The sequence below is a fragment of the Polluticoccus soli genome, assembly GCF_029269745.1.
GTDB lineage: Bacteria > Bacteroidota > Bacteroidia > Chitinophagales > Chitinophagaceae > Polluticoccus > Polluticoccus soli.
Map to the genome: position 1 here is coordinate 1,416,244 of NZ_JARJHT010000001.1, position 14,516 is coordinate 1,430,759.

A 14,516-nucleotide genomic window follows, 5' to 3' on the forward strand; every position below is an offset into this window, starting at 1 on the left:
CTTAGTGTTTTAATCTGTTCAGAATATTAATGTCTACTGAATGCACTTTCCTGTACATCATCACGATGATTGCCAGGCCCACCGCAACTTCGGCAGCAGCCACCACCATGTTGAAGAATACGAAGATCTGTGCTGAGGAATCGCCGTACATTTTAGAAAATGCAACCAGCAGCAGGTTCACTGCATTCAGCATCATCTCGATGCACATGAAAATGATAATAGCATTGCGGCGCATCAAGGTACCCATGATACCAATGCAAAACAACGCCATGCTTAAAAACAAATAGTATTGTATCGGCATAATTACTTAGTTATTAGTGCTGGCCTCTTCTTTTTTACCAATCACTATCGCACCTATCATTGCACTCAGGAAAAGGACGCTGCTTATTTCAAATGGCAGCACAAACTGGGTAAACAGCGTTTTGCCAAGGTTTTTGATCAATCCGATATCAGTTGATGTTTGCTCCAGTTCACCGCGTGAGGACGATTTCAGCGCAGCCAATACTACCAGGAACAGCACGCCGCCCGAAATAACGCCAGCCAGCTGTACCAACCTGTTTTTCTGCGGTTCGGTGTCTGCATTCAGATTCATCAACATGATAACGAACAGGAACAGTACCATGATAGCGCCCGCGTAAACGATAATGTTTACGATAGCCAGGAACTGTGCGTTCATTAATATATAATGGCCGGAAATGGCAAAGAATGTCAGGATCAGGAACAGTACGCTGTTCACAGGGTTGCGGCTGAGGATTACGCCAAGTGCACAGCTTAGGGCAACAACTGTAAGAAACCAGAATAATACTTCGTAAATGCTCATAAATACTATTTGCCGCTATCCTGTTTTTTAGGATGCTGAATAAGCAGGTCTTCTTTTTTATAAATGAAGTGGTCGCGGGTGTAGCTTACCGGCATAACTGTTTCGCTTAGGTAAACTGCATCTTTCGGACAAGCTTCTTCGCAGTAGCCGCAGAAAATGCAACGCAGCATGTTTATCTCGTACTTCGCAGCATATTTCTCTTCACGATACAGATGTTCTTCTCCCGGTTTGCGTTCAGCTGCTTCCATTGTAATAGCTTCAGCAGGGCAGGCAAGGGCGCAAAGACCGCAGGCTGTACAGCGCTCACGTCCTTCTTCATCACGGTTCAAAACGTGCAGGCCACGGAAAACCGGGCTGAACGGACGCTTTTGTTCCGGATAGTTTACGGTAGCTTTCTTCTTGAATATGTGGCTAAGCGTTATGCTCAAGCCTTTAGCGATCGACGGCAAATAGATCCGCTCGCTGAAAGTCATCGGGCTACGGTCTATCTGTACTGATCTATTTGTTAGTTTCATTCTTAATCCTACGATTTAAATATCCACAGTATCGCAATACCAGTCAGCAGCATGTTTGCCAGCGCCAGGGGTATCAGCGAAGTCCAACCTATGCGCATCAGCTGGTCGTACCTGAAACGAGGCAGGGTCCAGCGAACGAACATGAAAAACAATATAAATCCAACAACTTTAGTCAACAGAACGCCTACGCAGATAAGCGTAAACAGAAGTGGGTGAACCGCTGCTGCTACCTGGTCCATGAACGGGAAGTTATAACCGCCAAAGAAAAGCGTAGACAAGATAGCCGAGCTGATAAACATATTAATGTACTCGGCAAACAGGTAGAAACCAAGCTTCATTGAAGAATACTCCTGGTGGTAACCCATGTTTAGTTCGCTTTCTGCTTCCGGAAGATCGAAAGGAGCGCGGTTCAACTCAGCGAAGGTGCAGATCAGGAATATCAGGAAGCCGAGAGGTTGCTTGAAGAAGTTCCACGTAAAATAGCCGTTATCCCAAAAGCCGTGCTGTTGCGCAACGATCTCCCTAAGAGACAGTGTACCAGTCAGCATCAGCAGGGCGATCAGGCTGATACCCAGAGCCAGCTCGTAAGAGATAGCTTGTGATGCAGCGCGGATACTACTTAACAGGGAAAATTTATTGTTAGAAGCCCAGCCTCCCAGCATCACACCGTAGACACCAAGGCTCACTACACCAAACACAAAGAGGATACCTATATTAATATCTGCAACCTGCAATGATACAACGTGTCCGTTGTCCATTACATAATCTGGCCCCCAGGGAATGATAGCACTGGTCATAGTTGCTGTAAGCATAGCCAGGCATGGCCCTAATATAAACAGGAAACGTGTAGAGCGGTCTGGGATGATCTCTTCTTTAAAGAAGAGTTTCAAACCATCGGCCAATGGTTGCAGCAAACCCAGCGGGCCCGCGCGGTTGGGTCCACGGCGATCCTGCATGACAGCAGCTACCTTACGCTCGGCCCAGGTGGCGTACATCGCAATACCCAGTGAGCCCATCAAAATAACGGTAATGAGAATGATCTTCTCCAGTACGAGCGCTGTATCAACTTGCAGTAACAGCATAATGGCGCAAAAGTAATTAGTTCGTTAAATTTTTACTTGTCTTTCTTTTCGAAGTCGTCCGAGTGGGCAGGGCCGTCAATTTTCGATAGTTCTATCTCTGGCCTATTCACATCGCTCACCCGGTGAATGTCCATCAGCAACTTAGGATCTTTGCCAATTACTTCGGGCAGAACGTTTTGTGGTTTCTTCGCATTCACATAGTGGTTTTGCGATATAACACTTTGGCGGCTCACTTTGGTAGGACCTTCGATCACCCAATCTTTCACTTCCTTCGTATCAAAGCGGCAGGTGTTACAAATCCAGTCTTCTACCTCGTTCCACTCGTCTTTGCGGGCCGTGACACGGTAAACTTCATCGCCACGCATCCAGAGCCTCACTTTACCAGAGCACGTCGGGCAATCGCGATGAGCATCTACAGCTTTGGTAAACCATACACGGTTTTTGAAGCGGAAGGTCTTATCAGTCAGGGCGCCTACCGGGCAAACATCTATCACGTTGCCGATAAACTCGTTGTCCAGTGATTTGCCGAGCAGCGTACTGATCTCAGATTTGTCACCGCGGTCCAGGATACCGTGTTCGCGTCGCTGGGTCAGTTGTTCTGCTGTAAATACGCAACGGTAACACAGGATGCAACGCGTCATGTGCAACTGTATCTTATCTCCAATATCTTCTTTGTCGAATGTTCGGCGGTTGAACTCGTAACGGGTGCCCGCGCTACCGTGTTCGTAGCTCAGATCCTGCAGGTCGCACTCGCCGGCCTGGTCGCACACTGGGCAATCCAGCGGGTGGTTCAGCAGCAGGAATTCTACAACGCCTTTACGCGCATCCAGCACTTTTTCAGAAGTGATGCTTTTCACTTCCATGCCATCCATAACGGTAGTACGGCAGCTGGCTACCAGCTTAGGCATGGGGCGTGGGTCCTTTTCAGAGCCCTTGCTCACCTCTACCAGGCAGGTGCGGCATTTACCACCGCTGCCTTCAAGCTTGCTGTAATAGCACATAGCAGGCGGTGTAACGTCGCCGCCTATCAGGCGTGCTGCATTCAGGATGGAAGTACCTGCAGGCACTTCTACCGTTATATTATCAATTGTTACTTTCAGTTTTGGTGTTTCAGACATAAGTCAAAATCATTCAGATTGTTAAGCTGATGCAGGAACATGGATAGGGTCAGCATAATGTGCCAGGCCATAGTTCCTTCTTTGCGCTTCATCGGGATTTAGCACGTGCCATTCAAATTCATCGCGGAAGTGGCGGATGGCAGCGGCTACCGGCCATGCTGCTGCGTCGCCCAACGGACAGATGGTGTTACCTTCTATCTTACGCTGGATATCCCACAGCAGGTCGATGTCGCTCATCTTTCCTTTTCCGTATTCGAGGTTCTTCAGTATTTTATACATCCAGCCGGTACCTTCACGGCAAGGGCTGCACTGACCGCAACTTTCGTGGTTGTAGAAATGCGCCAGAGACATAGTGTGACGCACCACGCACTGGTCTTCGTCCATTACAATAAAGCCGCCTGAACCCATCATGGTACCAGTTGCGAACCCTCCGTCGGCCAGGCTCTCGTAACTCATGGTACGCGTTTCGCCTTTAGCTGTTTTCAGAAGTAGATTCGCCGGTAATATGGGTACTGATGAACCGCCCGGTATGCACGCTTTCAGGCGTTTACCTTTAGGGATGCCGCCGCAGTATTCATCAGAGAAGATGAATTCTTCAACTGATTGAGTCATGTCGATCTCGTAGATACCCGGCTTGTTGATGTTGCCGCAAGCAGAGATCAGTTTAGTACCTGTTGATCTACCGACACCTATTTTAGCATATTCGTCGCCGCCCATATTGATGATGGGTACCACCGCCGCAAGTGTTTCAACATTATTTACCACAGTAGGGCGCATCCATACACCTTGAACCGCCGGGAATGGTGGTTTGATACGGGGGTTACCTCGTTTACCTTCCAGGCTTTCTATAAGAGCAGTTTCTTCACCACAGATGTAGGCACCAGCACCACGCTGTACATATATTTCGCAATCGAAACCTGAGCCAAGGATGTTCTTTCCAAGAAAGCCATTAGCTTTTGCTTCGCCGATAGCTTCTTCCAGGATGTCCACGATCCAGGCGTACTCTCCACGTATATATATATAGGTAGCGTGGCTACCCAGGGCAAAGCTGCTCACGATCAAGCCTTCGATCAGCAGGTGCGGAAGGAACTCCATCAGATAGCGATCTTTGAAAGTACCGGGCTCTGATTCATCCGCATTACAGACCAGGTGACGGGGAACTCCTTCCGGTTTGGCCAGGAAGCTCCATTTCATACCTGTAGGGAAACCCGCACCACCGCGACCACGAAGACCGCTTTTCTTTACTTCTTCAACGATCTCATCGGGTGTCATTTTAAAGGCCTTCTCCACAGAACGGTAACCACCGTGTTTGCGGTAGGCTTCGTAATAACGAATACCTTCTTTATCTGCGTGCTCTAATAAAAGTTTCATATGACGCTAAACCCCTTGCAGGGCTTTTGTGTTTTTAAATTTTAGTACTCTGTCGACTCAATAATTGCCAACGATTGCCGGTTTTCACCCAAACTTGCAACACATGCAGTTTTAGCTCCAGCACTTTGCCATCCATTACTACTGTGATGTCAGGATTTGTCCTAACGCAGGCAATATTGCCGTAAAACGTAAATACCGGCTCGTACGAGTCTATCCTCTTATAGTCCAGAACTCCGTCACGCAAGTCATTGATCACATCCTGCTTCTTTTCTATCCAGCCATTCGAATGTCCATATTTCAGGTCATCGTGCAGCACCATTTTAAGATAGAACGAGTCTTTCCGGAGCATGGCCTGATCCATAGCTACCATGGTGTTTTTCAAAACCACGGTATCTGACTGTGCGAAAACGGTTCCGCAAACAAAGAGCAAAACTATAATGAGCAGTTGGCGCATACTAGTTATTTAAGGCTGCGCTTTTCCGGCATTCATCAATTATCTGGTCAACTTTTTCTTTGGTGAGGTGTTCTTTATAGTATTTGCCAAGCTGCATCATAGGTGCATATCCGCATGCACCCAAGCATTCTGCCGGCTTCAGTGTAAACAGGCCGTCGGTTGTTGTCTCTCCTTCACCGATGCTCAGTTTTTCTTTAATGTATGCGATTATATCATCGCTGCCATTCAGCATACAGGGCCCTGTACGACAAACTTCAAAAACGTATTTGCCTACGGGCTTCAGGTTGTACATGGTATAGAAGCTGGCTACTTCGTACACCTCAATAGGTAGTATGTTAAGCAATTCTGCCACATAATCCATTACCGGCACATCCAGCCAGCCGTTGTTAGCATCCTGCGCCATGTGAAGCAAAGGGATCAACGCACTTTTTTGCTTTCCATCAGGGTAGCGGGCGATGATCTCATTTACTTTTTGCTGATCCAGTTTGTTCATATTTCAAACCCCTTGAGGGCTTACTTTATTATTAGAATTATTAAGCGTCGAGTTCTCCGGCAATAACGTTCAAGCTACTCAGTGCAATGACCGCATCGCTCAATAAGCCATTTTTGATCATTTCAGGGTAAGCCTGGTAATAGATAAAGCATGGCCTGCGGAAGTGCAACCTGTACGGAGAACGTCCACCATCACTTATTAAGTAGTATCCTAATTCGCCGTTAGCACCTTCTACAGCATGGTAAATCTCGCCGGCTGGTACGTTGATCTCGCCCATCACCATCTTGAAGTGGTAGATCAGCGCTTCCATCTTCGTGTACACATCTTCTTTTGCAGGGAAATGGTAATGGTCTGACTCAGGCGCATAGAACAGGTTTTTTTGAGCAGGATCGTCTTTTTCCAACTGTGCGATCTTAGCCATCGCCTGTTTTACGATGCTAAAGCTTTCCCAGATCTCACCGTTCCGTACCATGAAGCGATCGTACACGTCGCCGGTAGTACCAACAGGTATCTTAAAGTCGAAATCTTCGTAAGAACAGTATGGTTGAGCAACACGGACATCATAGTCAACGCCGGCTGCACGGAGGTTTGGTCCGGTGAAGCCGTAGTTCAGTGCACGTTCAGCACTGATAGGACCTGCACCGATGCAACGCTCCATAAAGATGCGGTTGCGATTGAGCAGCGCCTCGAATTCCTCCATTACCTTCGGGAAACCATCAAGGAACTTGTTGATCTTCTGCCACGCAACTTCTGAGAAATTGCGTTCAAAACCACCAACACGACCCATATTTGTTGTAAGACGTGACCCACAGATCTCTTCGTAGATCTCGTATATAAGCTCGCGCCACTGAAATACATAAGTAAAGGCTGTCAACGCACCGGTGTCTACCGCAATAACTGAGTTGCAGACCAGGTGATCGGCAATACGTGCCAGCTCCATAACCAGCACACGCATGTAGTCTACGCGTTTCGGTGTCTTGATGCCTATTAGCTTTTCGAGCGTCATGTGCCAGCCCATGTTGTTGATAGGTGCTGAGCAATAATTCAGACGATCGGTAAGTGGAGTGATCTGGTAGTACGGACGACGTTCGGCTATTTTTTCGAAAGCACGGTGGATGTAGCCTATGGTAGGCACCGCATCTAGTACTTTCTCTCCGTCTATCTCCAGGATATTTTGGAACACACCGTGCGTGGCCGGGTGCGTAGGACCCAGGTTTAGCGTGGTGGTTTGCTTTTGTAATGACTCTTCAGCAAGCGTGATGTGCTGTTGCTGATGTTTTTGTAATTCAGACATTGCTAGTCCCCCTTTTAGTTATGCTACTGTACCGCCGCGGCCAAACATTTCGTCATCCTTGTCCACACGGGTAGGATCTTCCATTGCGTATTCTTTACGCATCGGGAAGTAATCCATTTCGTCGACATTGAGGATGCGAGTAAGGTTCGGGTGGCCAATAAAGTTTACTCCATAGAAATCATAGCTTTCACGCTCCATCCAGTTAGCGCCCGAAAACAGCGGCGTAGCACTGGCTACATCGGGCCTCTCGATGGGTATATATACTTTAAGGCGTAGACGGATGTTATCAACCAGGTTGTGCAGGTGATATACGATGCACAGTTCTTCGCCTTTCCTGTCAGGGTAGTGAACCGCAGTCAGGTCTGTAAGGAAACGGAACTTCAGTTGCTCGTCGTCGTGCAGGAACTGCAGAATCTGCATGTTCATTTCAGCAGGCGCAGTAACCGCAAGCATTCCAAAGGACTCGTCGAATCCGGCAAGCTGCTCTCCAAATTTCTCCGACAGGCGTTGTTTTACTATTTCGTTGGTCATAAACCTTTCCCCAAAGGGATTTATTATTGTATACCGTAGCTTTCCAGTAACGCTTTATACTGCGGGCTTGTACGCCTGCGCAGGCTTTCATTGTGAACAAGGTCCTGAATTTTCAGGATGCCTTCAAGGATGCCTTCCGGGCGGGGAGGGCAGCCAGAAACATATACATCTACAGGAATAACCTGGTCGATTCCCTGCAGTACAGAATAAGAATCGAATATACCGCCGCTAGAAGCACAAGCGCCAATGGCTACTACCCAGCGCGGTTCTGCCATCTGCAGATACACCTGGCGCAGGATCGGTGCCATCTTCTTAGCGATGGTACCAGCCACCAGCAGAATATCGCATTGGCGTGGCGTAAAACCCATACGTTCTGATCCGAAACGGGCCAGATCGTAGTTGGCACCCATGGTGGCCATGAACTCAATACCACAGCAAGAGGTTGCAAATGGCAGAGGCCACAGAGAATTAGCACGGGCCAAGCCTATCACTTTATCAAAGGATGTAGCAAAAAAACCTTCTCCCTGATAGCCTTCAGGCATCTGGGAGATCTTTACGTTTGTATTAAACTGAACCGGACGAGACATAATAACACCCTCCTAACTTCTTTTGAAGTTTTTAGTCTTTAGGTTAGAAATTAATAATCCACTCATCATCATTAGTCTTCCCATTTCAAAGCGCCTTTCTTGACGATGTATATAAAACCACAAAGAAAGAATGCCACGAACATGACAACAGCGAGGAAACCTTCCGTGCCAAGTTCTTTGAAGTTTACAGCATATGGATAAAAGAAAATAACCTCAACGTCAAACAAAACGAACAGGATAGCCACTAGGAAGTATTTAATGGCCATTGGCTGACGCGCATTACCTACCGATGGGATACCGCTTTCGAAGTTTACGAGTTTGTCCTTGGTCCTTCTTTTTGGTCCAAGTAAGTGGGTTACCCCCATCATTACAATAACAAATCCTATCGCAACCACTAATTGAAGGGCTACAGGGAAATAATTGAAAGGCGTGTTCTGGTCAGCCGCCAGGAGTATAAAGTTCATAAATAGTGTTACTATACCCTCTGTTAAAATTTGGACACAAAGGTAAAGGTATGGGGTGAATTTACAAGTGTCGGAGATAGCACTACAGAGGTATTTTTCCCGGAAAGGGATAGATATATCCCCGTATTCTGAAAATATTGTACTTTAGGCATAATTAATATAATATGAAGCGCATATATACCCTATTGCTGCTTTTGTCATGTACTAGTTTGTATGGACAAGGTTATAACGGATTGGTGGCCCGGTGGCCGTTCAACGGCAATGCCAATGATGTAAGCGGCCATGCACTTCATGGAACTGTGTTCGGGGCAGTCTCGGACACCGGTTACAATGGGCAGCCGAATAATGCCTATAAATTCGATGGCGTTGATGATTACATCTTAGTCAACGCTGACAGCTCACTAAACATATCCGAATTTTCTATTTGTGCCTTAGTTCAGCCGATGGGATTTTACGCTGGGCCTTGTCAGGCTAACACGGTTTTATATCGAAACTACCAGACGGCCAACGACCATTATGGGCTACAATATTATGACAATGCCTACGATGACAATTGCAATGTATTCACACCCACACATGAGGTGTTTGCGGTAAATTCTTCAGGCACCATGCCGTTGCCGACAACGATATGGAACGATACTCAATATATAAATGAGGATCAATGGTATTGCGTTGTTGGTACCTTTTCAAAGGATACCTTGTGTTTATATGTGGATGGTGTTCTAAGAAAGAAACTGCCTTGGGCGAACGAGCCAATAAGCTCGAATAATGGTTTGAGCATTGGTGCCAAATTTCATGGCGGATTAGGATATTTTATGAATGGGCGGATCGATGAACTTAGATTGTACGACAGAGCACTTACAATTAATGAAGTAAATGAGATCAAGTTATTTTGCGATTCGGCAAAGGCACCCGTAAAAGTTGCTGATTGGCACTCGGATCCGAAAATACTAATGTACCCTAATCCGGTAACGGATATACTAAACATTCAAATTCCGTCGGGCCAAGCTAATATTGAAATCCTTGATATTCATGGAAAAAAGACAATGTCTGAAACACATGTTTCAAGCGGCAAGCTAGACCTACGTGATTTGCCAACTGGCCTTTATTTTATCAAACTGACACTTGAGGACCACGTTGTTCTACACAAGTTCCATAAACTATAGCCGGGATGCTCTCTAGGCATAGAACAGAGATATTTCAATTTGCCGAGTATCAGGAATAATTTCTGCATCTTTGCGGGTATAGGTTATAAAATACCTGCTATGTTTAGACTGTTAGGCTCCCTTATATATAAAGTTTTTAGAGTTGAAGTCCGCTATCGCGGTGATTGGAAAAAGGACAATCGGTGGCTGCTGAATTATAATTTCAATACCATTATCGATGTCGGTGCAAACGAAGGCCAGTTTGCAATGAAAATGAGAAAGTTTTTCCCGGCTGCAACAATAATCTCCTTCGAGCCAATACCTGAGGTTTTTGATAAGTTAAATGCAAATTTTGCAGGCGATAGCAGGTTTCTCTCCTACTGTTACGGATTGGGTGAGGAGGAGCAGGAGGCAAGTTTTTTTTTAAATGAGTATAGCCCGTCTTCGTCTCTTTTAAAAATGGCCGATCATACAAAGCATTTTGACGCTGCTGTAAAAGACAAGGAGATAAAAGTGAAGATCGCCCGGCTGGACGACATATTAAAGAAAACCGAGTTAAAGGCGCCGATTTTAGTGAAACTGGACGTTCAAGGTTACGAGGACAAAGTAATAGGCGGTGGGAATAACACTATCAAGTGTGCAGACGTTGTGATCTCCGAGGTGTCCTTCGCCAGCCTTTACCAGGATCAAAAGTTGTTTGACGATATTTATACGGCATTATCACGCCTCGGGTTTAAGTACAAAGGCAATTTTGACCAATTGCGTTCACCTGTAGACAATTCAGTACTTCAGGCTGATGCCATTTTTATTAAAGAAAAGAATTAATGCTGCCAAGGATCTCTGTAATCATCCCTGTATTTAATGGTGAGCACACAATTGAAGCGGCAGTACTAAGTGTTGCAACTCAAACGTATGACAATATTGAGCTGTTGGTGATGGACGGTGGTTCAAAAGACGGTACTGTTTTAATGCTTGAGCGTCTTTCGAAGATTTATCGGCTGCAATACATGTCTGAAAAGGATAAAGGGGTATACGACGCAATGAATAAAGGTATTGCCAGGGCAACAGGTGAATGGATTTTCTTTTTGGGGGCGGATGACGTGTTATACGACAAGGATGTTTTCAAAGATATTTTTTTGGGGGGGGGATTGGATGTCAAAAACCTTGACATAATATATGGAGACGTATTGCTGAAAGAGCAAAACAAAATTTACGGGGGGGCATTCAACAAATGGCGTATCCTTTCTAAAAATATCTCGCATCAGGCTATTTTTTACAACAGAGCTTTATTTGATAAAAACGGCCATTATGATTTGAAATATTCCATTTTAGCTGACTACGTCTTTAATTTAAAATTGTTTGCGGACAAAAGCTTCCGGGCTCAGCACATCAGTAAAATCGTGACTGTGTTTGCGGAAGAAGGATTATCCAGCACGAAAAGAGATATGGCTTTCAAAAAGGATAGGAATAGCCTTATCTGGAGCCAATATTCGCTCTTACATTATTTATATGGCGCGATCATTGTACCGTTTGTCGATTTGATACAAAAGAAAGTACTGGCTGGTGTTCGAAAAAAGATGTCTTAAGATCTTACATCTTCCGACCTAAAAAAATCGTAGGTCAATTTTAAGCCTTCAGCCAACGACTTTTGATGTCTCCATCCCAATGCCTTTATTCTTGAACTGTCCATTAACTTGCGCGGTGTACCATCCGGCTTGGTTGCGTCCATTTTAATATCCCCCTCAAATCCGACCACTTCCTTTACAAGGCTAGCCAGTTCCATAATGCTTACTTCTTCACCGGTGCCGATGTTGATAAACTGTTTTTGGTCATAGTTGAGCATTAGGAAAACGCAGCCGTCGGCTAAGTCGTCAACGTACATAAACTCACGCAATGGCCTCCCAGATCCCCATATTTCAACCACCGGCGTTCCATTAACTTTTGCTTCGTGGAATTTTCTTATCAGTGCGGGAACGACGTGAGAATTTTGGAGGTGATAGTTATCACCCGGGCCATACAAATTTGTCGGCATAGCGGCGATGAAGTTGCACCCGAATTGATCATAATAGCTTTCGCAGAGTTTTATTCCGGCAATTTTAGCTATAGCATACGGCTCGTTCGTGTATTCAAGCGACCCGGTCAACAACGCGTCTTCATTCATAGGTTGGGTTGCAAGCTTTGGATAGATACAGGAGCTACCCAAAAACAAAAGCTTTTTTACATCATATAGTTTAGCAGCATGAATGACGTTGGCTTCAATAATAAGGTTGTCATAAAGAAATTCTCCCCTGTAAGTATTGTTAGCCACAATACCTCCCACCTTCGCAGCAGCCAAAAAAACGTATTCTGGCCTCTCGGTTTCAAAAAACAGGTGAACGGCTTTTTGATCACGGAGGTCAAGCTCTTTGGAAGTTTTGGCTATTATATTGTTATATCCTTTTTCCCGTAGTTTTCTAGTTATTGCAGAACCCGCCATCCCTCTGTGTCCCGCTACATATATCTTACTGCTATGCTCCATTATTCGAACTGATTAAGTGTATTATAACCATGCGTTTTAAGAAGAATTGTTTTTTTGAAAAGTTCGATGTCTGCATCAACCATTTCATTAACCAATTCCTGGAGGCTATATTCCGGTTCCCAATTCAGTTGCTTTTTAGCTTTTGAGGCATCGCCAAGAAGAATGTCAACCTCTGTAGGCCTAAAATAGCGTTCATCTATTTCAACAACCACGTCGCCGGGTTTTAGCGAATCGATTCCTGCTTGAACGCTCGTGACAATACCTCTTTCATTAATTCCTTCTCCCTGGAAAGCGATCTCAATACCCGCACGTGCAAAAGCCAGCTTTACAAAATCACGAACGGAAGTGGTAATTCCGGTGGCGATAACATAGTCTTGCGCAGTGTTCTGTTGCAGCATTAACCACATCGCTTTCACAAAATCTTTGGCGTGCCCCCAATCGCGTTTAGCGTCAAGGTTACCTAGCCATATCTTACTTTTTAGCCCCAAAACAATTTCGGCAACGCCACGGGTTATTTTACGTGTTACGAATGTTTCTCCGCGTACAGGGCTTTCGTGGTTAAATAATATTCCATTGCAGGCATACATTCCATATGCTTCACGATAGTTTACAGTGATCCAATAGGCATACAATTTAGCAACTCCATATGGAGACCGAGGATAAAACGGGGTCGTTTCGGATTGAGGAATTTCACGCACGAGACCATATAACTCGGAAGTTGACGCTTGGTAAACCCTACATTTTTTCTCATATCCTAATATTCGGATTGCCTCTAATATTCTCAATGTGCCTAATCCATCCACATTGCCTACGTACTCGGGCTCGTCGAAACTCACCTGCACGTGGCTCATTGCGCCCAGGTTATATATTTCATCGGGCTTCACCTGTTGGATAATCCTAATGATATTGGTCGAATCTGACAAATCGCCATAATGCAAGACCATTTTAAGGTTAGCCTCATGAGGATCCTGGTACATTCTATCAATTCTCTGGGTATTGATTAAAGATGTTCTTCTTTTTATACCATGCACCTCGTAACCCTTGTGCAGTAAGAACTCTGCCAGATAGGATCCGTCTTGGCCAGTGATACCGGTAATTAAGGCTTTCTTCATTAAAGCGTTTTTCGCAAATGTAATCGATTTTGCTTTCTAGGTATTGGCCTTATATTAGTCATCTTTGATGCCCGTGATATTATAACTTTGCAACACCTGGCGCTCTCTATCGATTCTTAAATAATGCTTGTATCTGTTATTATAATAAACTACAATACATTCAGGGTGACCTGTGAATGTATTGAAAGCGTTATGCGCCACACGACCCGTGTTGCGTACGAGATAATTTTGGTCGACAATGCATCAACAGAAACCGACCCATTGGAGTTTCAAAAGAGATTTCCAAGCATAACACTAATTCGCAATCACGAAAATAGCGGTTTCGCGAAGGGAAACAATCTGGGTATTGCGCATGCGTCTGGAAATATTCTGCTATTATTAAACTCCGATACAATGCTGACAGAAGACAGTATCAGCGTGGCAGCCGAAGAATTAAGCAGAAATAAACAGCTTGGCGCGCTTGGTGTTCATCTTACTTACCAGGATGGACAGTATCAGAACAATGCCAGAAAATTTAGAAGTATTCGCAATGAATTGTTAGATCTATTTAGACCCCTACTTTTTCTTTTGCCTTATAGGAGACGCGCCTCTCTAATGTTAAATCAATATTTTAAAGGGGATTTTGACACGGTTGTGGATTGGGTTTCGGGTGCCTTTATGATGTTTACACAAGAGTTAGTGGCGCAACTTCCGGAAAGAAAGCTTGACGAACGTTTTTTCATGTATGGAGAAGACCAGCTGTGGTGTTATCAGATTGCTCAGTTGGGGTATGATAACATGTTTATTGGAAGCACCAGCGTAATTCACATTGCGAACGCAAGCACCGAGCCGGCTAAGCAGCTTAGGCTATTAAAACTAAACACCTCGCGTGAACTTGAGATCATGCGCTATCGCAAAGGAGCATCATTATATTACTATGTATTCAAAGCTATATTTTGCGCTAAAGAGGGTTTGCGTTACCTGATCAAATCGCTAGTATTTAGGCTATTTAAATATCGTATTAGGTAAGCAC

At 45.1% G+C, this 14,516-nt stretch carries 18 protein-coding genes; 4 read left to right on the top strand and 14 right to left on the bottom strand.

The window, feature by feature from the left end:
• Position 1: 1 nt before the first annotated feature.
• From nuoK to P2W83_RS06285, 12 genes are all read right to left on the bottom strand, one after another.
• A complete protein-coding gene (nuoK, locus tag P2W83_RS06230) occupies positions 2 to 301 on the bottom strand; it encodes an NADH-quinone oxidoreductase subunit NuoK (protein ID WP_276132843.1) in 300 nt (99 codons plus the stop codon).
• A gap of 6 nt (positions 302 to 307) precedes the next feature.
• Entirely contained in the window at positions 308 to 820 is a 513-nt protein-coding gene (locus tag P2W83_RS06235; protein ID WP_276132844.1) for an NADH-quinone oxidoreductase subunit J family protein, read from the bottom strand.
• Between the two features lie 5 nt (positions 821 to 825).
• Entirely contained in the window at positions 826 to 1,335 is a 510-nt protein-coding gene (gene nuoI, locus P2W83_RS06240; RefSeq protein ID WP_276132845.1) for an NADH-quinone oxidoreductase subunit NuoI, read from the bottom strand.
• An 8-nt stretch (positions 1,336 to 1,343) separates the two neighbouring features.
• Complete coding sequence (nuoH, locus tag P2W83_RS06245) at positions 1,344 to 2,417, bottom strand: NADH-quinone oxidoreductase subunit NuoH (protein WP_276132846.1); 1,074 nt, start codon at positions 2,415 to 2,417, stop codon at positions 1,344 to 1,346.
• Positions 2,418 to 2,449: 32 nt separating this feature from the next.
• Complete coding sequence (locus P2W83_RS06250; RefSeq protein ID WP_276132847.1) at positions 2,450 to 3,535, bottom strand: NADH-quinone oxidoreductase subunit G; 1,086 nt, start codon at positions 3,533 to 3,535, stop codon at positions 2,450 to 2,452.
• Positions 3,536 to 3,556: 21 nt separating this feature from the next.
• Positions 3,557 to 4,906: an NADH-quinone oxidoreductase subunit NuoF gene (gene nuoF, locus P2W83_RS06255; RefSeq protein WP_276132848.1), complete on the bottom strand. Its 1,350-nt coding sequence runs from the start codon at positions 4,904 to 4,906 to the stop codon at positions 3,557 to 3,559.
• A 34-nt stretch (positions 4,907 to 4,940) separates the two neighbouring features.
• The gene (locus tag P2W83_RS06260) at positions 4,941 to 5,360 is read right to left on the bottom strand and encodes a nuclear transport factor 2 family protein (RefSeq protein WP_276132849.1); all 420 of its coding nucleotides are present in this window, start codon (positions 5,358 to 5,360) and stop codon (positions 4,941 to 4,943) included.
• Position 5,361: 1 nt separating this feature from the next.
• The gene (locus P2W83_RS06265) at positions 5,362 to 5,853 is read right to left on the bottom strand and encodes an NADH-quinone oxidoreductase subunit NuoE family protein (protein WP_276132850.1); all 492 of its coding nucleotides are present in this window, start codon (positions 5,851 to 5,853) and stop codon (positions 5,362 to 5,364) included.
• Positions 5,854 to 5,893: 40 nt separating this feature from the next.
• A complete protein-coding gene (locus P2W83_RS06270; protein ID WP_276132851.1) occupies positions 5,894 to 7,147 on the bottom strand; it encodes an NADH-quinone oxidoreductase subunit D in 1,254 nt (417 codons plus the stop codon).
• 18 nt (positions 7,148 to 7,165) lie between these two features.
• Positions 7,166 to 7,678 (bottom strand): NADH-quinone oxidoreductase subunit C, encoded by a 513-nt coding sequence (locus P2W83_RS06275; RefSeq protein ID WP_276132852.1) that lies wholly within the window; start codon positions 7,676 to 7,678, stop codon positions 7,166 to 7,168.
• A gap of 23 nt (positions 7,679 to 7,701) precedes the next feature.
• Entirely contained in the window at positions 7,702 to 8,265 is a 564-nt protein-coding gene (locus P2W83_RS06280; protein ID WP_276132853.1) for an NADH-quinone oxidoreductase subunit B, read from the bottom strand.
• A gap of 71 nt (positions 8,266 to 8,336) precedes the next feature.
• The gene (locus tag P2W83_RS06285) at positions 8,337 to 8,729 is read right to left on the bottom strand and encodes an NADH-quinone oxidoreductase subunit A (protein ID WP_276132854.1); all 393 of its coding nucleotides are present in this window, start codon (positions 8,727 to 8,729) and stop codon (positions 8,337 to 8,339) included.
• Positions 8,730 to 8,893: 164 nt separating this feature from the next.
• Here P2W83_RS06285 and P2W83_RS06290 point away from each other — a divergent pair, with 164 nt between their 5' ends.
• The 3 genes from P2W83_RS06290 (at position 8,894) to P2W83_RS06300 (ending at position 11,460) form a co-directional block, all read left to right on the top strand.
• On the top strand, positions 8,894 to 9,895 hold the full coding sequence (locus tag P2W83_RS06290) for a T9SS type A sorting domain-containing protein (protein ID WP_276132855.1): 1,002 nt from the start codon (positions 8,894 to 8,896) through the stop codon (positions 9,893 to 9,895).
• A gap of 99 nt (positions 9,896 to 9,994) precedes the next feature.
• Entirely contained in the window at positions 9,995 to 10,699 is a 705-nt protein-coding gene (locus tag P2W83_RS06295; protein ID WP_276132856.1) for an FkbM family methyltransferase, read from the top strand.
• On the top strand, positions 10,699 to 11,460 hold the full coding sequence (locus P2W83_RS06300) for a glycosyltransferase family 2 protein (RefSeq protein WP_276132857.1): 762 nt from the start codon (positions 10,699 to 10,701) through the stop codon (positions 11,458 to 11,460). Before P2W83_RS06295 ends, P2W83_RS06300 begins: the two co-directional genes overlap by 1 nt.
• Here the strand turns inward: P2W83_RS06300 and P2W83_RS06305 are convergent.
• Positions 11,457 to 12,392: a GDP-L-fucose synthase family protein gene (locus P2W83_RS06305; RefSeq protein ID WP_276132858.1), complete on the bottom strand. Its 936-nt coding sequence runs from the start codon at positions 12,390 to 12,392 to the stop codon at positions 11,457 to 11,459. The two genes, P2W83_RS06300 and P2W83_RS06305, sit on opposite strands and share 4 nt — an antisense overlap.
• A complete protein-coding gene (gene gmd / locus P2W83_RS06310) occupies positions 12,392 to 13,504 on the bottom strand; it encodes a GDP-mannose 4,6-dehydratase (protein ID WP_276132859.1) in 1,113 nt (370 codons plus the stop codon). Before gmd ends, P2W83_RS06305 begins: the two co-directional genes overlap by 1 nt.
• Before the next feature lie 123 nt (positions 13,505 to 13,627).
• Here gmd and P2W83_RS06315 point away from each other — a divergent pair, with 123 nt between their 5' ends.
• Entirely contained in the window at positions 13,628 to 14,512 is an 885-nt protein-coding gene (locus tag P2W83_RS06315) for a glycosyltransferase family 2 protein (protein ID WP_276132860.1), read from the top strand.
• The last annotated feature ends 4 nt before the right edge of the window (positions 14,513 to 14,516 follow it).